The sequence below is a fragment of the Streptomyces sp. NPDC092045 genome (assembly GCF_044756005.1).
GTDB lineage: Bacteria > Actinomycetota > Actinomycetes > Streptomycetales > Streptomycetaceae > Streptomyces.
Map to the genome: position 1 here is coordinate 109951 of NZ_JBIVSC010000004.1, position 24328 is coordinate 134278.

At 74.9% G+C, this 24328-nt stretch carries 21 protein-coding genes and 1 pseudogene; 10 read left to right on the plus strand and 12 right to left on the minus strand.

The genetic code is table 11. The features are described from left to right. Positions 1-56: 56 nt before the first annotated feature. The 3 genes from ACIQKA_RS13980 to ACIQKA_RS13990 all read right to left on the minus strand — a co-directional run bounded on the left by ACIQKA_RS13980 (position 57) and on the right by ACIQKA_RS13990 (position 2730). Positions 57-728, minus strand: a complete 672-nt coding sequence (locus ACIQKA_RS13980; RefSeq protein WP_383185066.1) for a spermidine synthase — start codon at positions 726-728, stop codon at positions 57-59. A 693-nt stretch (positions 729-1421) separates the two neighbouring features. Beyond that, on the minus strand, positions 1422-1970 hold the full coding sequence (locus ACIQKA_RS13985) for a hypothetical protein (protein ID WP_390107417.1): 549 nt from the start codon (positions 1968-1970) through the stop codon (positions 1422-1424). Between the two features lie 127 nt (positions 1971-2097). Beyond that, on the minus strand, positions 2098-2730 hold the full coding sequence (locus ACIQKA_RS13990; protein WP_390107415.1) for a GNAT family N-acetyltransferase: 633 nt from the start codon (positions 2728-2730) through the stop codon (positions 2098-2100). Between the two features lie 137 nt (positions 2731-2867). On the opposite strand from ACIQKA_RS13990, the gene lon reads away from it, so the two are divergent. Together lon and ACIQKA_RS14000 are read left to right on the plus strand one after the other, a co-directional pair. Then, positions 2868-5279 (plus strand): endopeptidase La, encoded by a 2412-nt coding sequence (gene lon / locus ACIQKA_RS13995; protein WP_391093222.1) that lies wholly within the window; start codon positions 2868-2870, stop codon positions 5277-5279. Positions 5280-5401: 122 nt separating this feature from the next. Then, positions 5402-5992, plus strand: coding sequence for a DUF4240 domain-containing protein (locus ACIQKA_RS14000; RefSeq protein WP_383434414.1), 591 nt, complete (start codon positions 5402-5404; stop codon positions 5990-5992). Positions 5993-6137: 145 nt separating this feature from the next. Here ACIQKA_RS14000 and ACIQKA_RS14005 read toward each other — a convergent pair whose 3' ends face one another. Continuing rightward, the gene (locus ACIQKA_RS14005) at positions 6138-7031 is read right to left on the minus strand and encodes a lytic polysaccharide monooxygenase (RefSeq protein ID WP_383152253.1); all 894 of its coding nucleotides are present in this window, start codon (positions 7029-7031) and stop codon (positions 6138-6140) included. A 225-nt stretch (positions 7032-7256) separates the two neighbouring features. After that, entirely contained in the window at positions 7257-8087 is an 831-nt protein-coding gene (locus ACIQKA_RS14010) for a lysozyme (RefSeq protein ID WP_383438538.1), read from the minus strand. A gap of 251 nt (positions 8088-8338) precedes the next feature. On the opposite strand from ACIQKA_RS14010, the gene ACIQKA_RS14015 reads away from it, so the two are divergent. Continuing rightward, on the plus strand, positions 8339-8941 hold the full coding sequence (locus ACIQKA_RS14015) for a MarR family winged helix-turn-helix transcriptional regulator (protein ID WP_402541020.1): 603 nt from the start codon (positions 8339-8341) through the stop codon (positions 8939-8941). A gap of 96 nt (positions 8942-9037) precedes the next feature. On the opposite strand, the gene ACIQKA_RS14020 is transcribed toward ACIQKA_RS14015, so the two are convergent. After that, on the minus strand, positions 9038-9895 hold the full coding sequence (locus tag ACIQKA_RS14020; protein ID WP_402541022.1) for a hypothetical protein: 858 nt from the start codon (positions 9893-9895) through the stop codon (positions 9038-9040). 370 nt (positions 9896-10265) lie between these two features. On the opposite strand from ACIQKA_RS14020, the gene ACIQKA_RS14025 reads away from it, so the two are divergent. From ACIQKA_RS14025 to ACIQKA_RS14050, 6 genes are all read left to right on the plus strand, one after another. Then, positions 10266-13349: a nitrate- and nitrite sensing domain-containing protein gene (locus ACIQKA_RS14025; protein WP_402541023.1), complete on the plus strand. Its 3084-nt coding sequence runs from the start codon at positions 10266-10268 to the stop codon at positions 13347-13349. Next, on the plus strand, positions 13346-13837 hold the full coding sequence (locus ACIQKA_RS14030) for a roadblock/LC7 domain-containing protein (protein WP_402541024.1): 492 nt from the start codon (positions 13346-13348) through the stop codon (positions 13835-13837). The genes ACIQKA_RS14025 and ACIQKA_RS14030 overlap by 4 nt, the downstream gene beginning before the upstream one ends. Continuing rightward, complete coding sequence (locus tag ACIQKA_RS14035; protein ID WP_391093215.1) at positions 13834-14265, plus strand: DUF742 domain-containing protein; 432 nt, start codon at positions 13834-13836, stop codon at positions 14263-14265. The genes ACIQKA_RS14030 and ACIQKA_RS14035 overlap by 4 nt, the downstream gene beginning before the upstream one ends. Continuing rightward, a complete protein-coding gene (locus ACIQKA_RS14040; RefSeq protein ID WP_383152244.1) occupies positions 14246-15001 on the plus strand; it encodes an ATP/GTP-binding protein in 756 nt (251 codons plus the stop codon). Before ACIQKA_RS14035 ends, ACIQKA_RS14040 begins: the two co-directional genes overlap by 20 nt. A 37-nt stretch (positions 15002-15038) precedes the next feature. Next, entirely contained in the window at positions 15039-16274 is a 1236-nt protein-coding gene (locus tag ACIQKA_RS14045; RefSeq protein ID WP_383152243.1) for a styrene monooxygenase/indole monooxygenase family protein, read from the plus strand. Positions 16275-16364: 90 nt separating this feature from the next. Continuing rightward, on the plus strand, positions 16365-16892 hold the full coding sequence (locus ACIQKA_RS14050) for a DUF6584 family protein (RefSeq protein ID WP_402541026.1): 528 nt from the start codon (positions 16365-16367) through the stop codon (positions 16890-16892). 5 nt (positions 16893-16897) lie between these two features. Here the strand turns inward: ACIQKA_RS14050 and ACIQKA_RS14055 are convergent, their stop codons facing one another. From ACIQKA_RS14055 to ACIQKA_RS14070, 4 genes and pseudogenes are all read right to left on the minus strand, one after another. Beyond that, positions 16898-18214 (minus strand): NlpC/P60 family protein, encoded by a 1317-nt coding sequence (locus tag ACIQKA_RS14055; protein ID WP_402541027.1) that lies wholly within the window; start codon positions 18212-18214, stop codon positions 16898-16900. Positions 18215-18288: 74 nt separating this feature from the next. After that, positions 18289-18585 carry a hypothetical protein gene (locus tag ACIQKA_RS14060; protein ID WP_383152240.1) on the minus strand — a complete coding sequence of 99 codons (297 nt, stop codon included), beginning with the start codon at positions 18583-18585 and terminating at the stop codon, positions 18289-18291. A 57-nt stretch (positions 18586-18642) separates the two neighbouring features. Beyond that, positions 18643-19365, minus strand: coding sequence for a TetR/AcrR family transcriptional regulator (locus ACIQKA_RS14065; RefSeq protein WP_383152239.1), 723 nt, complete (start codon positions 19363-19365; stop codon positions 18643-18645). Between the two features lie 349 nt (positions 19366-19714). After that, a pseudogene (locus ACIQKA_RS14070) lies at positions 19715-20011 on the minus strand (diiron oxygenase); the annotation flags it as partial. A 208-nt stretch (positions 20012-20219) separates the two neighbouring features. Between ACIQKA_RS14070 and ACIQKA_RS14075 the strand changes: the two are divergent. After that, positions 20220-21338: a ferritin-like domain-containing protein gene (locus tag ACIQKA_RS14075; protein WP_383435770.1), complete on the plus strand. Its 1119-nt coding sequence runs from the start codon at positions 20220-20222 to the stop codon at positions 21336-21338. A gap of 61 nt (positions 21339-21399) precedes the next feature. Here ACIQKA_RS14075 and ACIQKA_RS14080 read toward each other — a convergent pair whose 3' ends face one another. Together ACIQKA_RS14080 and ACIQKA_RS14085 are read right to left on the minus strand one after the other, a co-directional pair. Next, the gene (locus ACIQKA_RS14080) at positions 21400-22875 is read right to left on the minus strand and encodes a penicillin-binding transpeptidase domain-containing protein (protein WP_402541028.1); all 1476 of its coding nucleotides are present in this window, start codon (positions 22873-22875) and stop codon (positions 21400-21402) included. A 61-nt stretch (positions 22876-22936) separates the two neighbouring features. Continuing rightward, positions 22937-24316: an FtsW/RodA/SpoVE family cell cycle protein gene (locus ACIQKA_RS14085; protein WP_383435777.1), complete on the minus strand. Its 1380-nt coding sequence runs from the start codon at positions 24314-24316 to the stop codon at positions 22937-22939. Between the last annotated feature and the right edge of the window lie 12 nt (positions 24317-24328).

Below are 24328 nucleotides of genomic sequence, written 5' to 3' on the forward strand. Positions count from 1 at the left end.
CGCCGATGTCGGTGCAGCAGCCTAGAGGTACCGGCGGCGTCCCGGCTATCCAGGAGTCAGCCGGGACGCACGGCCAGGTGGACCGCGTCCGGGACGCCCCGGGCAACGGGGATCTCTTCCGTCCGTACCCCGCTGAATCCGGCATTCCGCAAGGTTGCTTCGAAATCCCCGGAGGGTCGCGCGGACCACACGGCGAGGATCCCGCCGGGGTTCAGCCGGTCCGCGCAGGCCGCCAACCCCTCGGCGCCGTACAGGGATTCGTTGTCCTCGGTGACGGTCCAGCCGGGGCCGTTGTCGATGTCGAGGCAGAGGGCGTCGTAGGTGTCGGTGGAGGTGCGGACGTGCTCCACCAGGTCCGTGTGCAGGATCACGGTCCGGGGATCGGCGAGCGCGGCCCCGGAGATCGAGGCGAGCGGGCCCCGCCGGTGCCAGTCGATGACCGCCTCCTCGCGCTCGGCGACCACGATCCGGCCCCAGCGGGGGTCGGCGGCGGCGTGGGCGAGGGAGAAGCCGACGCCGAGGCCGCCGACGAGGACGGAGGCACCGGCCCGCCGCTCCTCGGGGAGCGCGGCGAGGGCCGCGTCGATCAGGAGCCGCTCGGAGCGCCCGTCGGAGGTGTCCATCAGGAAGGTGCCGTTGGCGATGATCTCGTAGTGCTCGTCGCGGCGGCGCAGGACGACCTCTCCATGGGGTCCTTCGCGCCGGTCGAGGGTCACGGTTTCCGACATCGTCGTCACTCCGCTCTCGTCGTCTCGTCGGATGGTTCCCGCCATCCTCGCCGTGCGGTGGTGACGATCACAAACGTGTTACGGGAACGGCCGGTCGTGGCCCGCCCTCTCTCCCGGGAGGCGCTCCCCCTTGACCCCCGACCGGCCCCGCCCCGATTCCGCCCCGATCCCGGGAGGTCGAGGGAGGTCCTGGGGGGTCGCGGTCCGGTCCGCCCGGAGCGCACCGCCCGACGGCCGGTCCGACACCTCGCCCCTCGAACGCCCGCCGCCCCTCGAACGCCCGCCCGCCCTTCGTCGTCCGGCCTCTCGCCGCCCGTCGGCCGTGCGCCGCGCCACGGGTACAGGGGCGTGCCCGCCCGCCGCGAGCGGCGGGCCGGGGACGACGCCCGGGGGCCGGTCGGAGGGACCGGCACCGGGGGCTGTTCCCAGCCATGGGGCGGCCCGCACGGAGACCTCCGGCGTACCGGCGGGCGGGGCGCGGGAGCGGGAGGGGACCTCACGGGACGGGCGCCCCGTCCGGGTCGCGGGAATCGGCCGTCGGGCACCGGGCCGGAAAGGCGCGCCGTCCGGCCGGGGGGCGAATCCTCCCGGGGGCCGAGTCCTCCCCGGGGCCGAGCCCTCCCGGGGACGGCTCTGTCGCGGGCGGGTCCCGGTTCGGTTCGCGGTCCGGGGAAAACGCGGTCCGGGGCGGCCTCAGGGGCTCGTCGGCGGCCCGCCCTCCGGGAGGGCGTCGAAGACGCGCCGGAGCGCGGGCGGCCGGTCGCCGTCGTCCGCGACGACCACGCGGTGGCGGTAGGCCACCTCGTACTGGAAGCCGTCGGCGATCGGGCGTCCGGTCGGCCGCGCCGGGACGAGGGCGAACGCGGGGTCCTCCAGGGCCGCGCGCAGTTCGGCGGCCTCGGCGGGGGTCTGCCGGCCGGTCCGGGGCGGCTTGTCGCCGGAGCTGATCGTCCATCCCCCGTCCCGCCGGACGACGAGCCGGTTGCGGACCCCGGCGAAGCCGCCGGTGACGGTCACCCGGACGAGGACCTGGCCCGGCCGGGGGTCGTCCCGCGTGGCGCTCGGGCCGGTCGTGGCGCCGGGGGTGCTCGGTGCGGGCGTGGTTCCGGAAGCGCCCGGACCGGTCGTCGGGCCGGACGCGCCCGGTCCGGCCGTGGTCCCGGGCGCGCCGGGCGCCGGGGGAGCCCCGGTGTCCGATCCGCAGCCGGCCGCGCCGCCCGCCAGGACCGCCGCGAGCAGCACGGCCCCGCATCGCCTTCCCCGCCCGCCTCGCCTCATGGGACTCAGACTCATGGGAGGAGCATGCCCGGCGAGGCGCCTCCCCGCAGCCGGACGACGGGATTCCGCCACCGTCCGGAGTCCCCTGGGCTCAGCCCTCCTCCCGAACGACGCCGGTCAGCGGCCCCCGGTACTCCCAGTCCAGCGCGGCGTAGAGCCGTCGGCCGTCCGTGGTGGCGGAGAGCACTCCGGTCGTGGCGCCCGCCTGCGCGGCGGCGGCCTCCAGGGTGAGCACGACGTTGGCGCCGAGGCCCCGGCGCCGGTGCGCCGCGTCCGTCTCGATCTGGTCCGCGACGGCGGTGGCGCCGGTCGGGGCGATCTGCCCCCGGGCGGCGAGGGTGCCGTCCGGGGCGAGGATCCGGACCCGGACGACGCCGTCCCGGACCTCGACGGTCCGGGCGTACCCCTCGGGCGGCGCGGGGCGGACGCCGGGGTCCAGCGGCTTGACCATCATGAAGCCGGGGTCGTCGGGGATCGTCCACCCCTCGGTGATCCACGGCGCCGCCTCCTCGGCGTCCGCCATCACCTTGAGCCAGGTGTACGGCTCGGTGAGCCGCTCGCAGAGCGCACCGACGGTGGCCGCGTCGGGCGCGGGCAGCACGTGCCGCAGGACGTGCCGGGGGAGGCCCACGTCGATCCGGTACCCCCACGGCCGGTCGACGGCGGCCGGGGTGCCCCGGGAGACGGTCCAGCCCTTCACCCATGCCGATGTAATGGCTCTCATATCCATGGAGGTATTACATCGGCCGTTCGGAGGGGCCCGCGAGGGTGATCGCTCAGAGCGAACAGGCGTCCGGGAACATTCATGGGCTCACAAGCATTGAGTCCATACAGCTCAACTTGACTGCCGAAGGGGAGATCATGGCTTCTGAGTCCATGGCGTCCGCGCCGCTCACTCTGCCTGTGCTGCCGCTCGACGACGAGGTCGTGCTGCCCGGAATGGTGGTGCCGCTGGACCTGTCCGACAACGACGTACGGGCCGCCGTCGAGGCCGCCCAGGCCGCCGCGCGGCCGGGAGGAGGAAAGCCGCGGGTGCTGCTCGTGCCCCGCGTCGACGGCACCTACGCCGCCACCGGCGTCCTCGGGACCGTCGAGCAGGTGGGACGCCTGTCCGACGGCGACCCGGGCGCGCTCGTGCGCGGCCGCGGCCGCGTCCGCATCGGCGCCGGCACGACCGGCCCCGGCGCCGCCCTGTGGGTCGAGGGCACCGCCGTCGAGGAGACCCTGCCCGACCCGCTGCCCGGCTCCGTGACCGAACTGGTCAAGGAGTACAAGGCGCTGGCCACCACCTGGCTCAAGAAGCGCGGGGCCTGGCAGGTCGTCGACCGCGTCCAGCAGATCGACGGCGTCGGCGCCCTCGCCGACAACTCCGGCTACTCGCCCTTCCTGACCGTCGCCCAGCGGATCGAGCTCCTGGAGACCGCCGACCCGGTCGCCCGGCTGCGCCTCGCCACCGCACAGCTCCGCGAGCACCTCGCCGAGCAGGACGTCGCCGAGACCATCGCCAAGGACGTCCAGGAAGGCGTCGACAAGCAGCAGCGCGAGTTCCTCCTCCGCCGCCAGCTCGAAGCCGTCCGCAAGGAGCTGCGCGACCTCAACGGCGAGTCGGAGGGCGACGGGTCCGACGACTACCGCGCCCGCGTGGAGGCCGCCGACCTGCCGGAGAAGGTGCGGGAGGCCGCCCTCAAGGAGGTCGAGAAGCTGGAGCGGTCCAGCGACCAGTCCCCCGAGGGCTCCTGGATCCGCACCTGGCTCGACACGGTCCTCGAACTGCCCTGGAACGAGCGGACCGAGGACCGGTACGACATCCGGGGCGCCCGCGCGGTGCTCGACGCCGAGCACGCGGGCCTGGACGACGTGAAGGAGCGGATCACCGAGTACCTGGCGGTGCGCAAGCGGCGCGCCGACCGCGGCCTCGGCGTGGTCGGCGGACGCCGGGGCGGCGCCGTCCTGGCCCTCGTCGGCCCGCCCGGCGTCGGCAAGACCTCCCTCGGCGAGTCCGTCGCCCACGCGATGGGCCGCGAGTTCGTCCGGGTCGCCCTCGGCGGCGTCCGGGACGAGGCGGAGATCCGCGGCCACCGCCGCACCTACGTCGGCGCCCTGCCCGGCCGGATCGTCCGCGCCGTCAAGGAGGCCGGGACCATGAACCCGGTGGTCCTGCTCGACGAGATCGACAAGGTCGGCTCCGACTTCCGCGGCGACCCCGCGGCGGCCCTCCTCGAAGTCCTCGACCCGGCGCAGAACCACACCTTCCGCGACCACTACCTGGAGGTCGAACTCGACCTCTCCGACGTGGTCTTCCTGGCCACGGCGAACGTCCTGGAGTCCATCCCGGAGGCCCTCCTCGACCGCATGGAACTGGTGCGGCTCGACGGCTACACCGAGGACGAGAAGGTCGTCATCGCCCGCGACCACCTGCTGCCCCGGCAGCTGGAGCGGGCCGGCCTGGAGCCCGGCGAGGTCGTCCTGGAGGAGGCGTCGCTGCGGAAGCTGGCCGGCGAGTACACCCGCGAGGCGGGCGTCCGCACCCTGGAGCGGGCCGTCTCCCGGCTGCTGCGGAAGGTCGCGGCCCAGCACGAACTGGGCGACCGCGAGCTGCCGTTCACGGTCGGCCCGGAGGACCTGCGCGAGCTGATCGGGCGCCCGCACCACGTGCCCGAGTCGGCGCAGGACCCGGCCGAGCGCCGGACGTCCGTGCCGGGCGTCGCCACCGGACTCGCGGTGACCGGCGCGGGCGGCGACGTCCTCTTCGTGGAGGCCTCCCTGGCCGACCCGGAGACCGGCGCCGCCGGACTCACCCTCACCGGGCAGCTGGGCGACGTGATGAAGGAGTCGGCGCAGATCGCGCTCTCCTTCCTCCGCTCGCACGGCGCGGAGCTGGAACTGCCCGTCACCGGCCTCAAGGACCGGGGCGTGCACATCCACTTCCCGGCGGGCGCGGTCCCCAAGGACGGGCCGAGCGCGGGCGTCACCATGACGACCGCCCTCGCCTCCCTGCTGAGCGGACGGCTCGTCCGCACGGACGTGGCCATGACCGGCGAGGTCTCCCTCACCGGCCGGGTCCTGCCCGTCGGCGGAGTGAAGCAGAAGCTGCTCGCCGCGCACCGGGCGGGCATCACCACGGTCGTGATCCCCAAGCGGAACGAGGCCGACCTGGACGACGTCCCGGCCGAGATCCTGGAGAAGCTTGAGGTCCACCCCGTGACGGACGTCCGGCAGGTCCTGGAGATCGCCCTCGCCCCGGCGGAGGTGCCGGTGGGCGTGGCCGCGTAACCCCTCGCCGGGAGCGGGGCGTTCCTTCGGGGGCGCCCCGCTCCGGCACGTCCGGACGAGGGCCGGGACGGGGGCCCGGGGGCGGGTCCGCGATGTCAGTCCCGGCTGTCATGATCGTACGCATGAACGAAGACGCCTTCTGGGCTCTCATCGACGAGTTGGGCAGCCGCCCCGGCACCCGGGACGAGCGGCTGGAGTGGCTGGAGGGGGAGCTGCTGCGGCGCCCGGCCGACGAGAGCGTGGCGTTCCAGGTGCGCCTGGAGAAGGCGTGCGGGACGGCCGACACCCACGCGCTGTGGAGGGCGGCGAACCGGATCGAGGGCGGCCACTGCACGGACGACGGCTTCCACTACTTCACGCTCTGGCTGGTGGGCCAGGGCCGGAAGGCGTACGAGGCGGTGCTCGCCGACCCGGACGCGCTGGCCGACGTGCCCGAGGTGCGGGCGCTCGCGGGACGGCACCGCGACGACTGGGACGACGACGAGTGGCCCGAGTGGGAGGAGCTCGACTACGTCGCCCAGGACGCGTACGACGAGCTGACCGGCCAGGAGGACGACGACGGCGAGGAGTTCCTCGACGCGGTCGAGGAGGCCGAGGAGGCGCTGGGGGAGGAAGAGGGGGAAGAGGACGAGGAGCGCGGGGCGGCCGGGCCGGAGGGGTCGGCCCTGCCCCGGCTCACCGCCCTCTTCCCGCTCGGGGAGTCCGGCTCCTAGGGCGCGTGCCGGGCGCCGCCGGGCGGGCGGGACCTTCGGCACGTGCCCCGGGGCGCGCCGGGCGGGAGGGAGCCCGGCGCGCGCCCCGGCCGCCGCCCGGTCCCGTCGGACCCGGGCGGCGGCACCGGTGACGCGTGGGGGCGCGTCAGGAGGCGGACGGGTTCCGGCGGCGGCCCAGGAGCAGGCTGCCCGCCGCGAAGGCGGCGAGGGCGCCCGCGCCCGCGAGGGCCGGCATCAGGGGGGAGGCGGTTCCGGCGGCCTCGGCGGAGAGCGCCGGGGGCTGCTCGTCGCCGCCGTGGCCCGCGTGGCTCACGGTGGACAGGGCGGCGCCCGCCGCGATCTTCGCCTCGGTCGGGGCCTGCGCCTTCGCGCCGGCCGTCGCCGTGCCGGCCTGGGCCGCCGCGCCGCCGAAGGTGACGTCCGAGCAGCTGTAGAAGGCCTCGGGGCTGTCGTTGCGCTGCCACACCTTGTAGACGATGTGGCGGCCGGTGCGGGCCGGCAGGGTGCCCGTGAAGTTGTAGTGGCCGTCGGTGGCGGTGCGGGTGGTCTGGTAGACGGCGACCGGGGTCTCGTCCAGGTCCGACCACTTCAGGGGCTGGGTCGGGTCGAAGCCGGCCTTGGTGATGTAGACCGTCATGGTGCCCGAGTGGGCCGCCGTCGCCCGCACCTTGAAGTCGAAGGAGCCCGCGGCGACCGCCGTCGCCGGCCAGTCGGTGCGCGCCCAGTCCAGGGCCCGGTACTTCGCGCGGTTCGCCGAGCAGAGCTTGCCGTCCGGGATGAGGGTCCGGTGCTGCCCGTCCGCGTTGGCGATGTTGACCTCGTTCCAGTCGTAGAGCGGCTGGGTGCCGGAGTCGGCGACGAGGTCCTTGCACACCTGCGACCTGGGCGTCTCGGGGCCCTCGGCGTAACAGGCGGCCACCCGGCTCACGGGGTTGAAGACGGCCCCGTGGGCACTGGCCGCCGTGGGGGTGAGACCGACGAGCGCCGCGGCGGACAGGGCCGCGGCGCCGGCGGCGGCGGCACGGCGGGCGGAAGGCAGGGAGGGCATGCGGGGGCTCTCTCTCGTGCGTGGGGAGTACGGAACGAGCAACGCGCGCGGGGCGCACGGAAGTTGAATTCCGGGCGGCCGTCGTAGAGCCTCGCATTGGTCCATACCAATGAGCAAGGGGAGGGAGGGAAAAAGCCGGAGCGGCCCCCGGGGCGCACGCGGCGCCCCCGGGGGCCGCCGGGAGGTGGGGGTGACGAAGGAAGGGGGGAGGGGGCGTCAGCCGTTCGCGAGCGCCCTCACGCGCGAGAGGTCCCCGTTGAAGTGGTTGTGGTCGCCGACCGTCGGGCCGGTGGAGGTGTACTGCCACATCGTGTAGTACTCCCAGCCGGCCGGGAGCGTGCCCACGGTGGCGGCGTACCGCGCCACCCACAGCGGGTTGGTCGCGCCGAAGCCGGAGTGGTTGCCGGTGCACTGGGTCCACCAGCTCGTCGCCGTGTAGACGACGGCGTCCCGCCCGGTCCGGGCCCTGTACCGGTTCAGGAAGTCGCGGATCCAGGCCACCATCCCGGCCTGGGACTTGCCGTAGCAGGTCGCTCCGTACGGGTTCCACTCGATGTCGAGCACGCCCGGCAGGGTCCTGCCGTCCTTCGACCAGCCGCCGCCGTTGTCGACGAAGTAGTCCGCCTGGGCGGCGCCGGACGCCGTGTCCGGGGTGGCGAAGTGGTACGCCCCCCGGATCATGCCGACGTCGTACGAGCCGTTGTACTGCTGGGCGAAGTGGGTGTTCTCGTAGTACGTGCCCTCCGTCGCCTTCACGTAGGCCCACCGGACGCCGCTGTTCCACAGCGTGCCCCAGGCGACGTTCCCCTGGTGGCTGGAGACGTCCACGCCCTCCGTCCGGGCGGCCCGGACCGACGGGCCGGAAGGCGCCGTGCCGCGTCCGTCGTGCGCGAGGACGCCCATGCCCATGTGGGCGGTGCCGCGGGCGGGCGCCCTCCGGGCGTCCGCGTCGGGGGCGGCCCCGGCGGGTCCGGCGAGGGGGAGCAGGAGGGCCAGGGCCGCGAGGGCGGCGCCGGCGAGGGTCGTTCCGGATCCGTGCACACGCATCGCGTGCCTCCGAAAGGCTCGTGGGGAGAGGGGGTGACAGTCCTGTCGCGGACATGTCAGCGGGGGTGGTGGGAACGACGCTACGCACGTAGACCCACCCGTGGAAGGGGGCCCGGTCACCGCCGTTGGTCTACGCCTGCGAAATACTGGAAGAGCTGCGGAAACGGCCGCGACGGGAAGAAACTTTCAGCGGCGGAAGACCGCCGGTGTGGCGGAGTCACGCCAACGGGGAACACGTGGGAGGCGCTGACGTGCACGGAAGCGGTGCGGGAAGTGAGGGCGGGGTCACCCTGCCGGCGCCCGACGGGGCCGGAGCCGTGCCGCCGGTCGCCGGTGGGACCGGAGCCGCCTCGCCGGCCCCCGACGGGACGGGCCCCGCCCCGTCGTCCCCCGACACGGCCGGAGCCGCCCCTCCGGTCACCGTGGACCGGGAGTTCCTCGCCCTCGAACGCGAGCTGGCGGTCTTCCTGCGCCGCGCCCGCGCCCAGTCCGGCGAGATGGCCCGGGAGGTCCACCCCGAGCTGGAGCCCGCCGCCTACGGCCTCTTCGTGCGCCTCGACGACGCCGGGCCCCAGCGGGCCACCGAACTGGCCGGGTACTTCGGCGTCGGCAAGGCGACCATGAGCCGCCAGCTCCGGGCCCTCGAAGACCTCGGGCTCGTCGCCCGCGACCCCGACCCCGCCGACGGGCGCGCCTCCCTCGTCCGCCTCACCGAGGAGGGCCGGAACCGCTTCCGCCGCGTCCGCGACGCCCGGCGCGAGCGCTACGTCCGCAAGCTCGCCGACTGGGACCGCGCGGAGGTCGCCGAGCTGGCCCGGCTCCTGAACCACTTCAACGTACGGGCGGAGGGCTGAGGTCCCGGCCTCCGGAGTTTCAGTGACCAGGAGGCCCGGAAGCCGTGGAGACTCCGGAGGCCGTGGAGGCCCCGGGCGCCATGGAGGGCCGGAAAGTCACGGAGGCCCCGGGCGCCCCGGCCGCCCGGCGGCCCCGTCCCCCGGGAAGCCCGGCGTCCACGGAAGCCCCGGCCCCAGCTCCACGTGCGCCGCCGTCGCGTCGTCGTGCTGCTTCCAGCGCCGTACGCCCCCCGCCCCCGCGTCCGCGGCCTCCCGCTCGCGCACCCGGCGGAGCAGGCCGGACGCGCCCTCCGCGCGCAGGACGCCGAGGCAGTCCGCCCAGTCGCCCTCGCCGAACAGGTCCACCCAGCGGCTCGCCCCGTCCGTGAGCCCCGTCAGCGCCCGCACCTCCGCGCGCGGGGCCGTCCCGGTCACCGCGAGCTCCGCGACCGCCGGGTCGGCCGCCGCCGTGAAGAAGCCGCCCTCCCGGTTCCGCAGCCGGTCCGTCGCCGCCACGGACCGCAGCACCTCGGCCGGCACCCGGTCGAGCCGGTCGTCGAGGACCGCCCGCACCACCCCGTCCGGCCCCTCCAGGAGGAGGACCGCGTCGGAGAGGACGAGGTGTTCGACCGCCGTCCCGTTCCAACGGGCGAGGGCGACGGTTGCCTGAGGCGTCCGTACGTGAGAAAGGTCACAGGTCGCCTGATGGGCGTCCGCGGTGCGCCGGATTGCCAGGGAGAGGATCCCGGACAGGGGGAGATCCGGCCGGGAAGCGGACAGTTCGGTCAAAGCCCCGCCGAGACGGGCGACGAACCACGGCACTCCGTGCACGCAGCCGTCCTCACCGGCGGGCGGTGTGACGCCGTCGAGGACGACCAGCGTCCCCCCGCCCTCCGCCGCGAACAGGGCGGTGGCCGCCCAGTCCTCGTTGGGGCGTTCGGGGCTGCCGGGGAGGGAGGCGACGTCGCTGCGCATGCGGCCCAGTGTGCCCGGCCCCGGGTCCGCCCCCACCGGACCCGTAAATGACGGGAAAAGGCCTGTACCAAAGGGCGGAGGCGGTGGAAGGGGCGGAACGGGCGCCGCCGCGGAGCTGCGGGCGGGCATCCTGCCAAAGCCCGCGCGGAAGATCCAACCGGGGCCCCTTCCGGGCCCGGGGACCCGGCCCGGGGAAGTTGTTCGCCAACTCGGGAGTGTTGTTCACTCGTTCGGGTGGCGGAGCGGCCGATGCCCGTCCCCTTCCCGGAAGCGCTGGAATGGTCGGAAGCCGTATCGGGGGTGGGGGCGCTCCATGTGATCGGCCGTCACCTCTGCTTTGTGGCTGGACGAGTCAAGAATGCGAGCACCGGTGCAGATGAAGCGGCCTCGGAGCAAGAACGGCACGCGGAGCCAGGGCCCCGGTGTCCCACCGGCCCCGGTCGGCCCCGCCGCGGCCCCCGCCGGAGGCACGGCCGCCGACCACGCCCAGGCCCCGTCGTCCGCCCCCGCGCAGCCCGCCGCCCCCGCCGGCCGTGCCAAGCGCGTCCGCAACCGCCTCGTCGTCGGCGTCGCCCTCGTGGGCGTCACCGTCCTGGCCGCCGGCGCCCCCGGGATCCTCGCCACCTCCGCCGAGCTCACCGACTCCCAGCGCCTGGTCACCCTCGCCGAGCTCGACCGGCAGGCCGTCACCCTCGCGCACTCCCTGGCCGACGAGCGCGACGAGGTCGTCGCGTACATCGCCGCGGGCCGCGACGCCCAGAGCGGCGACGCCGAGAAGAAGCGCCGGGTCACCACCGTGCGCTCCACCCGCGTCGACCGGCAGATCGACGAGATCCGCCCCGCCGCCTCCACGGAGCTCCGCCGCGACCTCGCCGGCGTCCCCTCCGTCCGCCGCGCCGCCCTCACCGGCAAGGGCACGGCCCTGGAGGCCCACAAGGCGTACTCGGACGTCATCGACAAGCTCCAGGCCCTCGCCGACGAGCTGGCCGACCGGACCCCGGCCCGAGCCGCCGACGTCTCGCTCATCGGCGCCACCCGCGCCCCCGCCGCCCTCGGCCGCGCCGTCGAACAGGCCTCCGCCACCCGCGGCCTGCTCCTCGCCGCGCTCTCGGTGCCGCAGCCCGAGCCCACCGGCGACTTCCGCTACGACGACACGACCGGCACCTACGTCCCCGAGGAGCCGAAGGGCGCGGCGGAGGCCGACCGGACCCGCGACCGCCTCACCGCCGCCGCCCAGCAGGCCCGCGTCCGCGAGCTCGCCGCCCTCGGCGACTTCGACCAGGCCGCCGGCGCCGCCGCCCGCGACTCGCTCGCCGGCACCGTCACCGGACCCGACGTCAAGAGCGCCGAACGCTCCCTCGCCTCCCTCACCGACCAGCCCCGGCTGACCACCGCCGAGCGCAAGACCGACCCGGCCGCCCTGGAGGCCGCGCTCTCCGCCCGCATCGAGCAGATGCGCGGCGTCGAGTCCGCCCTCGCCGCCCAGCGCGTCGAGCGCCTCTCCGCGCTCCGCGACGACGACGTCACCGCCCTCGAACTGCGCCTCGCCCTCCTCGGCGGCTGCTTCCTCTTCGCCGTCGGCGTCTCCACCTACGTGGCCCGCAGCCTCACCCGGCCGCTCGCCGTGCTCCGCATCGGGGCCGCCCGGCTCGCCGCCGCCCCCGACCCGGCCACCGAGGAGCCGATCCGCTTCACCGGCCGCAACGACGAGTTCGCACAGGCCGTCCGCTCCCTCAACACCCTGCACGGCGAGCTCGCCGGCCTCGCCGCGCGCACCGGGCACCTCACCGCCGAGCGGGCCGACCTGGCCGCCGACAAGGAGGCCCTCGCCACCGAGCTGGCCACCCGGCGCGCCGAGCTCCAGGGGCAGGTCGCCCTCCTCACCGCCGAGCTGGAGAAGCTCCGCGGCACCGTCCGGCACACCTTCGTCAACCTCTCCCTGCGCAACCTCGGGCTCGTCGAGCGGCAGCTCGGCGTCATCGAGAAGCTGGAGGAGCGCGAGCAGGACCCGGACCGCCTCGGCACCCTCTTCAAGCTCGACCACATGGCGACCGTCATGCGCCGCCACAGCGAGAACCTCCTCGTCCTCGCCGGCCACGAGCACGTCCACGGCCACGCCGGTGCCGTCCCGCTCGTCGACGTGCTGCGCGCCGCCGTCAGCGAGATCGAGCGGTACGAGCGGGTCACCATCCAGTCCCTGCCGCCGCACGCCCAGATCGCCGGCTTCGCCGCGGACGACCTGAGCCACCTCGTCGCGGAACTCCTGGAGAACGCCACCTCCTTCTCGCCGCCCGACGCCGAGGTCCAGCTCTCCGGCTGGCTCCTGGAGACCGGCGAGGTGATGCTCTCCGTCCAGGACTCCGGCATCGGCATGACCCCCGCCCGCTCCGCCGAGCTGAACGCCAGCCTGGCGGAGGCCGACCCGGACGCCTTCGAGGGCGAGGGCCTCGGCATGCGGGTCGTCGCCCTGCTCGCCGCCCGCCACGGCGTCCGCGTCGAGCTGCGCGAGCAGCAGCCGGGCGGCACGGCGGCCGTCGTGGTCCTGCCGCTGCCCCTGCTGCCCACCACCCCGCCGGCCGCCGTCAAGGAGCCCGCACGGGTCGCGGGCGCGGCCCCCGCGATCCAGCTGCCCGGCTCGGTCGCGGAGGCCAACTCCAACACCCTGCCGTCCCGCACCCGCGACCCCCTGGTGGAGGCGGCGGAACGCGCGTTCGCGCGGGCGGAGCCGCAGGGCGCGGCGGAGGAGCCCCACGCGCCCGAGGAGCCCCACGCGCCCGAGGGCGTCCCCGACGAGGAGTCCCACGCGCCGGCGGTCGTCTCCGAGGAGCCGTACGTTCCGGAACCGCGCCGGACGGTGGAGGAGCCGTACGCCCCCGAGCCGGAGCCCGCGCCCTCGGAGCCGTACGAGAGCGAAGGCTTTCCCGCCCCGGAGCCGTACGAGAGTGAAGGCCCCCACGCCCCGGAGTCCGTCTCCGAGACCACGCTCCAGGTGCGGCTGCCCGTTCCGCCGCGGGAGCCGGACGTCCACGAGCGCGCCGCCGACGGGGACACCGGTGCCCGCGCCGTCGCCGATGCCGTCCAGCCCGCCCCCGAACCGGCCGTCGACCAGCCGCCGGTTCCCGGGCCGCGCCCCGGGCAGTGGGGGCGGGTCACCGACAAGGGCCTGCCCAAGCGCACCCCCCAGGTGGTGCGCCAGGCGGGACCCGCCGCTCCTCCCCGCAAGGGCGGCGTGGACGCCGAGGCCCTGCGCCGCAGGCTCGGCGGCTTCCACCGGGGCGCCGAGGCCGGGCGCCGGGACGTGGAGGCGGAGATGAGCACGCCGGGCACGGAGACGGCGGGCGCGGGCGCACCGGGAACGGGCACGCCCGGATCGGACGCGACGGGGATAGCGAACGCAAGGACTGCACGTACAGAGGAGAAGACGGGGGACACAGTCGAGGAGGCACGCAGTTGACCGCGACGGGAACGTTCGGACTGAGTACGGAAGCCCGCAACCTGCAATGGCTGCTGGGGAACCTGGTCGAGGAGGTGCCGGGGGTCCGCTCGGTGGCCGTCGTGTCCTCGGACGGCCTGATGCTGCTGTCCTCGGATCCGGAGCCCCCCCGGGACGCCGCGCCCGCCGAGGACGCCGACGGTCCCCGGGGCCCGCGCGGCTCCAGCGCCGACCTGGCCACCATCGTCTCCGGCATCGGCAGCCTGACCATCGGCGCCGCGCGCCTGATGGACGGCGGCGGGGTCAAGCAGACCATGGTGGCGATGGACGAGGGCAGCGTCTTCGTCATGTCGATCAGCGACGGCTCGCTGCTCGGCGTGCACGCCACGCCCGACTGCGACATGAGCGTCGTGGCGTACCACATGGCGCTCTTCGTGGGCCGCGCCGGCCACGTCCTCACCCCCGAGGTCCGCAGCGAGCTGCGCAAGTCCCTGGAGGGCCCCCGGTGACGGCCCTGTCCTCGGCGGCCCCGGTCCCGCCCGCGTTCAAGCTGCCGGTACGGGGAGAGGGCCGCCGCCCCGCGCGCGTGCGCCCGTACTCGCTGACCGGCGGCCGGACCCGCTTCGGCCACGTCCTGCTCGTCGAGACCTTCGTGGCGGCGCTCGAAGCGCCCGCCGCGCGCAAGGTCCTGACGGACGGCGGGACCGGCGCCCGCGGCCTGATGCCGGAGATGCGGGCCATCGTCGAGATCTGCCGCCGGATGCGGACGGTGGCCGAGATCTCGGCGCTTCTGAAGATGCCGTTGGGGGTCGTCCGGGTGCTCCTCAGCGACCTGGCCGACCAGGGAAAGATCCGTGTGTACGGGACCGGTCACGGCACCGGCCAGCCCGACCGCGCGCTCCTCGAAAGGGTGCTGAGTGGACTCCGTCGTCTCTGACGCCACCGCCGTCTCCGTCTCCGGAGACGCCTCCGGAACCGTCTCCGCGGCCGCCTCCGAAGCGGTCGCCGACACACCGGCGGCCGTCGGCATCCCCGCCCAGCCCCGCCCCGGCCCGTCCGGTTCGTCCGGCCCGTCCGGCCCGGACACCGAGGACGGCGCGCAGGACTGGCAGCTCGACCACAGCAAGGCACCCACGGCGACGAAGATCGTCGTCGCGGGCGGCTTCGGCGTCGGCAAGACCACCTTCGTCCGCGCGGTCTCGGAGATCACCCCGCTCCAGACCGAGGCCCTGATGACCCGGGCGAGCGAGGACACCGACGACCTCACCGCCACGCCGGACAAGCTCACCACCACGGTGGCGATGGACTTCGGCCGCATCACGCTCGACAACGACCTGGTGCTCTACGTCTTCGGCACGCCGGGCCAGCAGCGCTTCTGGTTCATGTGGGACGACCTGGTGCGCGGCGCGATCGGGGCGATCGTGCTCGCCGACACCCGGCGCCTCACCGACTGCTTCCCGGCCCTCGACTACTTCGAGAGCTGCGGCCTCCCGTACATCGTGGCGGTCAACCACTTCGAGGGCAGCGAGCTGTTCGAGACGGAGGACGTGCGGGAGGCGCTGACCGTGCCGGCGCACGTCCCCGTGGTGATCATGGACGCGCGCAAGCGCTACAGCGTCGTGGAGACCCTGCTCGCCATGGTCGCGCACGCCCTGGACGCCACCCCCGAATAGCCCCGCCCCCCGTCACGCCACGCCAGGAGCACCACCCATGCGGAAGATACTCATAGTCGGAGCCGGGCAGTCCGGCCTCCAGCTCGCCCTCGGACTGCAGTCGCGGGGGTACGAGGTCACCCTCATGTCGAACCGGACGGCGGACGAGATCCGCGCCGGCCGGGTCATGTCCACCCAGTGCATGTTCGACACGGCCCTCCAGCACGAGCGGGACCTCGGGCTGAACTTCTGGGAGTCCCAGGCGCCCCGCATCGAGGGCCTCGGCGTCTCGGTCGCGGGCCCCGACTCCTCCCGCCCGATCGACTGGGTCGGCAGGCTGGACGGGTACGCCCAGTCCGTCGACCAGCGGGTGAAGATGGCCGGCTGGACGGAGACCTTCGCCCAGCGCGGCGGCCAGCTCGTCATCCACGGTGCGGCGGTCGGGGACCTCGACTACTTCTCCCGCAACTACGACCTGGTGCTCGTCGCGGCCGGCAAGGGCGAGCTGGTCTCCATGTTCGAGCGGGACGCCGCGCGCTCCCCGTACGACGCGCCGCAGCGGGCGCTGGCCGTCGCGTACGTCCACGGCCTCGGCCCGCGCCCCGAGCACCCCGACTTCGACGCGGTCCGCTGCAACGTCGTCCCGGGCGTCGGCGAGCTGTTCGTCATGCCGACCCTCACCACCGGCGGCCGCGCCGACATCCTCTTCTGGGAGGGCGTCCCCGGCGGCCCGCTCGACGTCTTCAAGGGCGTCAAGGACCCCTCCGAGCACCTGGCGCTGACGCTGGAGCTGATGGAGCGGTTCACGCCGTGGGAGTACGCGCGGGCCACCAGGGTCGAACTGACCGACGCGGGCGGCACCCTCGCCGGCCGCTACGCCCCGACCGTCCGCAACCCGGTCGGCCGCCTCCCCGGCGGCGGCCTGGTCCTCGGCGTCGCGGACGTCGTCGTCGCCAACGACCCGGTCACGGGCCAGGGCTCCAACTCGGCCTCCAAGTGCGCGGCGGCCTACCTCTCCTCGATCGTCGAACACGGCGAGGCGCCCTTCGACGAGTCCTGGATGCGCGCCACCTTCGACCGCTACTGGCAGACGGCCCGGCACGTCACCAAGTGGACGAACGCGATGCTGGCCCCGCCGCCGGAGCACGTCCTGAACCTCCTCGGCGCCGCCGGCCGGCTCCAGCCCGCCGCCGACCGCTTCGCCAACGGCTTCAACGACCCGTCCGACTTCGAGAACTTCTTCTACGAACCGGAGAAGGCGGGCGCCTACCTGGCGTCGCTCACCGAGAGCTGACAAGGCACCGAGAGCCGACAAGGGCGGGCCGCCGCCACGACCGCCGAAAACCGGTCGTGGCGGCGACCCGTTCTGTTCGATCATGCGGGCATGACCCTCTCGAACACCCTCGCCCGCGTGGACGCGGACCTCGCCGCCGGGCGGGTGCCCGTGGCGCGGCAGCGGCTGCGCGGGCTCGTCTCGTCCTTTCCGTGCGACCTGACGCTGCGCCGTCGGCTGGCCGAGGTGTACCGGCTGTACGGGGACGCGGCGGAGGCCGGGCGCTGGATGTACCTCGAAGAGGACCGGCGGGAGGACGAGACGGTCGCGTTCGAGGAGAGGTACCGGTCCCCGGGGCGGCGGATGAAGGCGCTCGCCTGGCGCGGGCCCGAGGCGCTGGCCGCCACCGCGTTCGCCGAGGGGCAGCTGGCGGCGGTGCGGGGCGCCCGCGCCGGGGAGCTGGAGCGGCCCGTCGACTGGGACCGGCCGGACTCCTACGAGGAGCGGGCGGGCGAGACCTGGCGGCCCGAGGGGCGGAACCGGTCGCTCGCCGGCGTCCTCGTGGGCGGGGGGTGCGTCGTGGGAGTCCTCCTCAACCTGGCGATCTGGGTGGTCGGCCTCCTCACGATCGCCGGCTGAGCGGATCAGCCGCCGTCGAACCCCTCGTCCCCGCCGTCCTCCGCGCCCTCCGGCAGGTCCGGCGGGGTGTACGAGGCCAGGGCCGTTCCGTCCGGGTCCGGGCGCACCGCTCCGAGCAGCGGGTTCGCCGCCACGGGGGAGACCTTCACCTTCGCGCCGGGGCGCGGGGCCTGGACGACCAGGCCCCCGCCCAGGTAGACCGCCACGTGCGTCGCGCCCGGGAAGTAGACCACCAGGTCCCCGGGCCGCAGCTCCGTGAGGGGGACCCGGGGGAGCGTCCTCCACTGTTCCTGGCTGGTCCGGGGGATCGTCCGGCCCGCCGCCGCCCACGCCCGCTGCGCCAGCCCCGAGCAGTCGTACGCCTCCGGGCCCTCCGCCCCCCACGCGTACGGCTTGCCGATCTGCCCCACCGCGAACCGCAGGGCCTCCCCGCCCGCCCGGGACGGGGTGCGCGCGCCGTCCAGGACCCCGGAGTCCAGCAGTTCGCGCTGGGCGCCCGCGGTCTGCGTCCGCTCCAGTCGGGTGAGCCGGGTGAGCTGGGTCGGGGAGAGGTCGGCGAGGAGCCTCTCGACCTCCTTCAGCCTCGTCAGGACCTCGTCGCGCCGGGTGCGCCGCTCGGCGGCCAGGAGCCGCTGCCGGTCCAGGGCCTTGCGGGAGGTGGCCGTGAGCGCGTCCGCCCGCCGGGCCGCCCCTTCGAGCCGGGCGACGACGCCCGCCCGGTTCCGCCCCGCCCTGGCCGCCAGCCGCTCCCGGTCCATGGCCGCCCGCGCGTCCGGGGCGAAGAGCACGTCCAGGTACGAGGAGAGCTCCGACCTCCCCCGGTACTGCTCCCGGGCGATCCGTCCGGCCTCGGCGCGCTCCCGGTCGAGGGCCGCCCGCGCGGTGGTGAGACCGGCCGCGAGCCTCTGCGCGTCGGCGGTCCGGAGCCTCAGCGCCTCCTCGGCGGCGTTGTAGCGCTCGGTGGCCTCCTCGGCCTGCCGGTAGAGCGTGCGCAGGCGCGTGAGCAGGCTCGCGACGGAGGTTCCGCCGGGGGGTGCGAGGGCCGCGGCGTCGTCGCCGGGGTCCGGGCCCGGGCCTTCCGGGTCCTCCTGGGCCTCCGGGGCTTCCGGGGTGGTGGCGGTGGGCGGTACGGGAGCTCCGGGGACCTTCGGGTCCACCGGGCCCACCGGTTCCAGCTCCGGGTCCGGCCGGGCGACCGGGGCCCGGGCCGGGGGCTCCGCGGGCGGGTCCGCCGGGTCGGCGCCCGCCGGGACCGGCCCCGTGAGCGCCGTCAGCGCGGCGAGCGCTCCCGCGCAGACCGTGCGCAGCAGCCTTCGTGACACGTCACCACCTCCACGGGGATGATGACGGTTCACTTCATCCGATCACCGTACGAACGGGGGCGCGTCCGGCGCCCTCACCCGGTCGGACCAGGGGCCCCGGGCCCCCCGCCCGGCTTCGACCACGGCCACTTCGGCTCGCGCCGCTCCCGGCCCCCGGGGGCGTACTCGTACACCCAGCCGCGCTGGAGCCCGAGCCGCTTCGTGTGACCGGCGGGCTCGCGCCGGTAGGCGTACACCGTCGGCGGGTTCCCGTCGTGCGCCGGGACCGGGACCTCGTACCACTTCGGCGGGTGGCCGGTCGGGCCGAGCAGGATCGGCAGGACCCGGCCGTCCAGGGGCCCGCCGCGGAAGGGGGTGTTCTCGCTTCTCACCCCTCCAGTCTCTCCCGCCGTGCCCGCGACGGGTCACCGTCCGCCCCCGCGCACGGCTCACAGCAGGTGGGCGGCCTCGCTCACCACCGGGATCGCCCGGCGGGCCAGGTCCGCCACCGGCCCCTCGGCCGTCTCCTGGGCGAGCAGCCGCCGGACGACCGCCATCGTCTCCTCGTCGCCCGCCGCCGTCGCGGTCAGCAGGGCGACCAGGTGGTCCACCATCCAGTCGCGCAGCTCCGCCGCCGGGGGCTGCTTCTCCTCGCCCAGCCAGATCAGCGAGGCGGCCTCCACGGCGGCGATCCACGTCCGCACCAGCATCCCGAGCCGGAGGCCCGGCCGCTCCACCCCGAGGTGGAGGAGGATCTGCTCGGCGCCGGCCCGCCGCACCTCGTCCACGATCGCGGTGGTCTGCGGGGTCTCGACGACGCTGCCGCCGCGCAGCAGCGCGCTGAACCCCGCGTCGTACTCGTCGACGAAGGCCAGGTAGCGGTCGAGCACCCGGCCGAGCCGCTCCGTGGGCGGTCCGGCGAGCGGCTCGGCGAAGCAGTGGTTCAGGGCGTCGGCGGAGGAGCGCAGGGCGGCCTCGTACAGCTGCTGCTTGCCGCCGGGGAAGTACCGGTAGACGAGGGGCCGCGAGACGCCGGCCGCCTCGGCGACGTCGTCGAGCGAGACGTCCTCGGGCGTCCGGTGGGCGAAGAGCCCCAGGGCCGCTTCGAGGAGCTGGCCGCGCCGTTCCTCGACGCTGAGCCTGCGGTACGCGGGCGTGGCGGGACTCGTCATGCTCCGCAGCGTAACCGCGCGCCTTCCCGGCGGGGCGCGCGGTCCGATTCCCGGGGCCGACACGACCGGGAGGACCCGCACGACCGGGAGGACCCGCACGACCGGGAGGACCGGCGGGCCCGGCGGGAACCACGGGGCCCGTGGGGGCCTTGATTCCTGTGGGACCCGCAGTGCCCGTGGGACTCGCAGTGCCCGTGGGGCGCGTGGGACCCGCAGTGCCCGTGGGGCTCGCAGAGCCCGTGCGGCCTGTGGGACCCGCAGTGCCCGCCGGACCCGTAGTGCCCGCCGGACCCACAGGACCCACAGGACCCATGGAGCCCGCAGTCCTCATACGGCCCGCAGGGCCCCCTCACGCCGGCGGTCCCGACGGCCTCCACAGCCGCCGTCCCGGTCCCCGCAGCAGGCCCACGTCGTCGAGGAAGTCCGTCAGCCGCCTGGCGCCCGCCCGCACGACCTCCCGCCGGTGCCCGCTCGCCCGCCCCTGGGCGACGGCCTCGCGCCGGTCCGGGCCCACCGCCCCGTACACCCCCGGGTTGACGAAGCGGACCGAGAAGACCCGGGCCGCCTCGCCGCGGCTCGGCCGGGTGAACTCCCGCTCCCGGCGCGGGGCGGTCGCCATCTGGCGGCGCGGCTCCTCGCGGGCGTATCCCGGAGGCGGGTGGAGTCGGGCTCGTGGAAAGGGCTCATGCGGAGACACCCCGCAGTGCCCGCCGTCGCGTCGCCGTGGATCATCCGTTATTGGACTGCTCGTCAGCAGGGCCGTCGATCCTTCGCGCGCGACTTGTTGACGGTGCGTCAACAGCGTGTGAGCCTGCTGGGGTCGGACCTGAGCAGGTCGGCGGAAGGAGTCGTCCATGTCGACGCACGACCTCTACGCGAACGCCCCCGACGGAGCCGTCTGGGACGTGCCGGCCGCCGGCGCCGCCCGCTTCTCCTGGGACTACGACGACGGCCGCGACCGGCTCCTCGCCCTCTACCGGAAGGGCAAGGACAAGCAGTGGGACGGCGCCACCCGCATCGACTGGGACCTGGAGGTCGACCCGTACGACCCGCTCGGCACCCCGGACGAGGCCCTGGACCTCCACGGCACCCGCCACTGGGCCAAGCTGACCGAGAAGGACCGGGGCGAACTGCGCCGCCACTACTCGTCCTGGCAGTTCAGCCAGTTCCTCCACGGCGAGCAGGGCGCCATGATCTGCGCCGCCCGGATCGTCGAGTCCGTCCCCGACCTCGACGCCAAGTTCTACTCGGCCACCCAGACCATGGACGAGGCCCGGCACGCCGAGATCTACGGCCGCTTCCTCCACGAGAAGGTCGGGATGCTCTACCCGATCGACGACAACCTCAAGGGCCTCCTCGACGACACCCTGCGCGACTCCCGCTGGGACATGCCCTACCTCGGCATGCAGGTCCTCATCGAGGGCCTCGCCCTCGCCGCCTTCGGCATGATCCGCGACACCACCGACAAGCCGCTGCCGAAGCAGATCCTCGCGTACGTGATGCAGGACGAGGCCCGGCACGTGGCCTTCGGCCGGATGGCCCTGCGCGACCACTACCGGCAGCTCTCGGACGCCGAACTCCGCGAGCGCGAGGAGTTCGTCATCGAGGGCTGCCACCTGATGCGCGACCGGCTGCGCGCCACCGACGTCCTGGTGAACTTCGGCGTCGCGCGCAAGGAGGCCGAGGAGCTGACCGAGCGCAGCGAGTTCCTCCGGCTCTTCCGCAAGCTGCTCTTCAGCCGGATCGTCCCCTGCGTCAAGGACATCGGCCTGTGGGGCCCGCGCCTCCAGAAGGCCTACCTGGACATGGGCGTCTTCGACCTCGGCGACTCCAACCTGGACCTGCTGATGGCCCAGGACGAGGAGGTGGCGGAACGCCTCGACGCGGAGCGCTTCGCGGCGGAGGAGCGGGACCGGGCGGCGGAGGTGGCGGCGGCGATCGAGGCGGGTGGGACCGGGGCGGGGGCCGAGTAGGGACCTCCGGGGCCGGACCGGTGCGACGCCCGGGGCCGGTCCGGCCCCCGCTCCCCGCGCCCTACCTCCTCCCCTCCGCCTCCAGCCGCAGCGCCTCCTCCATCACCGCCTTCGCGACCGGCGCCGCGCTGCCGCCCCCGCTGATGTCCGTGCGGGAGGCCTCCGCGTCCTCGACGACCACCGCCACCGCCACCGCCGGCCGGGCCGAGCCCTCGCCCTGCGCCCAGGCGATGAACCAGGCGTACGGGGTGCCGGTGTTGCCGAAGCCGTGCTGGGCGGTGCCGGTCTTGCCGCCGACCCGGGCCCCGGGGATCGCCGCGTTCGCCCCCGTCCCGTCCTCCACGGCCCGCACCATCAGCTCCTGGAGCCGGAGCGCCGTCGAGGGGTTCATCGCCTGCCGGTGGGTGCGGCGCGCGGTCCGCTCCACGGTCGCGCCGCCGGAGGTCGTCGTGCGGTCGACGAGGTGCGGACGGGCGATCTCGCCGTTGTTGGCGACCGCCGCCGCCACCATCGCCATCTGCAACGGGGTCGCCGTCGTGTCGAACTGCCCGATCGACGACAGCGCGAGCTGGTCCGGGCTCATCTCCCGGTCGAAGGTGGACTTCGCCACCCACGACGGCACCCGCAGCGCCGTGTCGTTGAAGCCGAACCGCTCCACCGCGTCGACCATCCCCGTCAGGCCCACCTCCACCCCGAGCCCGGCCATCACCGTGTTGCACGACCACTGGAGGGCGTACGCGAGGGAGGCGTCGCCGCAGCCCTTCGCCTCGTTCGGCAGCACCTGCCGGGTGCCCGGCAGCACGAACGGGTCCGGGGTGTCCGTCGGCGCGTCCACGTCCCGCACCGCGCCCGCGTCCAGGGCCGCCGCGGCCGTCACGATCTTGAACGTGGAGCCCGGCGGGTACGTCTGCCGCAGCGCCCGGTTCAGCATCGGCCGGTCCGGCGCGGAGTTCAGCCGCTTCCAGGCCTCCTCCACCTTCGGGCCCGTCCCGGAGAGCACCCCCGGGTCGTACGAGGGCGAGCTGACCAGCGCCAGGATCCGGCCGGTGGCCGGCTCGACGGCCACCACCGCGCCCCGCTTCCCGGCGAGCCCCCGGAAGGCGGTCTCCTGCATCGGCGCCCGGATCGTGGTGACCACGTCGCCACCCGGCTCCCGGCCCCGGGTGAGGCCGTTCAGGAGCGGCAGCGGGGCCAGCATCGGCTCCGTGCCCGCCAGGACCGCGTCCTCGGCGTTCTCGACGAGGGTCGTGCCGTACGTCTGGGAGGCGTGGCCGGTCAGCGGCGCGTACAACGGCCCCTGGCGGTAGGTCCGTTCCCAGCGGAGCTGCTGCCCGCTGTCGCGGGAGCCCGTCACCGGCCTCCCGTCGACGACGATCTCGCCGCGCGGCTGCTCGTACCGGCTGATCGCGATCCGCCGGTTGGCCGGGTTGTCGTCGAGCGACCCGGCCTCGACGACCATGACGCGGCCCGCGTTCACGAGCAGCGCGACCAGGAGGAGGAGGCAGAGCGCGGCGGCGCGCCGGATGTACCGGATCACCGGAGGGCTCCGGGGGCGGGGCGGAGTCCGGGCGGGGGCGTCCGTCCGCCCGGCGGCCCGGTCACGCGGCGCCCTCCTTGACCCGTGCGAGCTCCCCCGTGTCGGCCGACTCCGGTCGCGGCGCGCGCGCCGAGTCGCTGACCCGGACGAGGAGGGCGACGATCACCCAGTTGGTCACCACCGACGAACCTCCCTGCGCCAGGAACGGCATGGCCATGCCGGTCAGCGGGATGAGCCCCATCACCCCGCCCGCGATCACGAAGACCTGGAGCGCCACGATCGAGGCGAGCCCGATCGCGAGGAGCCGTCCGAAGGGGTCGCGCAGCAGGAGCCCGGCGCGGTAGCCGCGGCCGACGAACAGCGCGTACAGCAGGAAGAGCGCGGTCAGGCCGACGAGCCCCAGCTCCTCGCCGGCCGTCGCCAGGATGAAGTCGGACTTGGCGGCGAAGCCGATGAGCACGGAGTGGCCGAGGCCGAGCCCCGTGCCGAGCATCCCGCCGGCCGCGAAGGAGAAGAGGGACTGGGCGAGCTGCCCCGGCCCCTCGCCCGCCCGGATCGAGGCGAAGGGGTCGAGCCAGTCCTGCACCCGGCCGTGGACGTGCGGTTCGAGCGAACCGACCAGGAAGGCGCCGGCGGAGGCGAGCACCAGGCCGACCGCGATCCAGCCGGTCCGGCCGGTCGCCACGTACAGCATGATCACGAAGAGGCCGAAGAAGAGCAGCGAGGTGCCGAGGTCCCGCTCCAGGACGAGCACGCCGACGCTCAGCAGCCAGATCGCCACGACGGGCCCGAGCACCCGCCCGGAGGGGAACTGGAACTTCCAGATCCGGCGGCCGGTGTACGCGAGCGCGTTGAGGTTGGCGGAGAGGTACGCGGCGAAGAAGACCGCGAGCAGGATCTTGGCGAACTCGCCCGGCTGGAAGGAGAGCCCGCCGATCCGGATCCAGATCCTGGCGCCGTTCACGGCGGGGAAGAGGACCGGCAGGAGCATCAGGGCGAGGGCGGCGGCGACGGAGACGTACGCGTACCCCTGGAGGGTGCGGTGGTCGCGCAGCAGCAGCACCACCAGGATGAAGAGCGTCACCCCGAGCGCCGACCAGACCAGCTGGGTGGTCGCCGCCCGGTCGTACGGCGTCTCCAGGTCGAGCCGGTGGATCAGGGTCAGGCCGAGGCCGTTGAGCAGCACCGCGATCGGCAGCAGCAGCGGATCGGCGTACGGGGCCCCGAAGCGGACCGCGAGGTGGGCGACGAGCGCGAGCAGGCCGAGTCCGGCCGCGTAGCGGGCGGCGTCCGGCGGCACGGCGCCGACGCGGGCGAGACCGACCGCGGCGTAGCCGTAGACGGAGATGAGGACGGCGCAGACGAGGAGGGAGAGTTCCACGCCGCGGCGCTTCGGGACGGGGACCCCGGGCGGGGGCGCGTCCGTTCGCGGTGCGGTCATGGCCGCAACGTA

Coding starts and splice junctions, on each gene's coding strand:
- ACIQKA_RS13980 (WP_383185066.1), bottom strand. CDS start 728: ATGTCGGAAACCGTGACCCTCGACCGGCGCGAAGGACCCCATGGAGAG.
- ACIQKA_RS13990 (WP_390107415.1), bottom strand. CDS start 2,730: ATGAGAGCCATTACATCGGCATGGGTGAAGGGCTGGACCGTCTCCCGG.
- lon (WP_391093222.1), top strand. CDS start 2,868: ATGGCTTCTGAGTCCATGGCGTCCGCGCCGCTCACTCTGCCTGTGCTG.
- ACIQKA_RS14000 (WP_383434414.1), top strand. CDS start 5,402: ATGAACGAAGACGCCTTCTGGGCTCTCATCGACGAGTTGGGCAGCCGC.
- ACIQKA_RS14010 (WP_383438538.1), bottom strand. CDS start 8,087: ATGCGTGTGCACGGATCCGGAACGACCCTCGCCGGCGCCGCCCTCGCG.
- ACIQKA_RS14020 (WP_402541022.1), bottom strand. CDS start 9,895: ATGCGCAGCGACGTCGCCTCCCTCCCCGGCAGCCCCGAACGCCCCAAC.
- ACIQKA_RS14045 (WP_383152243.1), top strand. CDS start 15,039: ATGCGGAAGATACTCATAGTCGGAGCCGGGCAGTCCGGCCTCCAGCTC.
- ACIQKA_RS14050 (WP_402541026.1), top strand. CDS start 16,365: ATGACCCTCTCGAACACCCTCGCCCGCGTGGACGCGGACCTCGCCGCC.
- ACIQKA_RS14065 (WP_383152239.1), bottom strand. CDS start 19,365: ATGACGAGTCCCGCCACGCCCGCGTACCGCAGGCTCAGCGTCGAGGAA.
- ACIQKA_RS14075 (WP_383435770.1), top strand. CDS start 20,220: ATGTCGACGCACGACCTCTACGCGAACGCCCCCGACGGAGCCGTCTGG.
- ACIQKA_RS14085 (WP_383435777.1), bottom strand. CDS start 24,316: ATGACCGCACCGCGAACGGACGCGCCCCCGCCCGGGGTCCCCGTCCCG.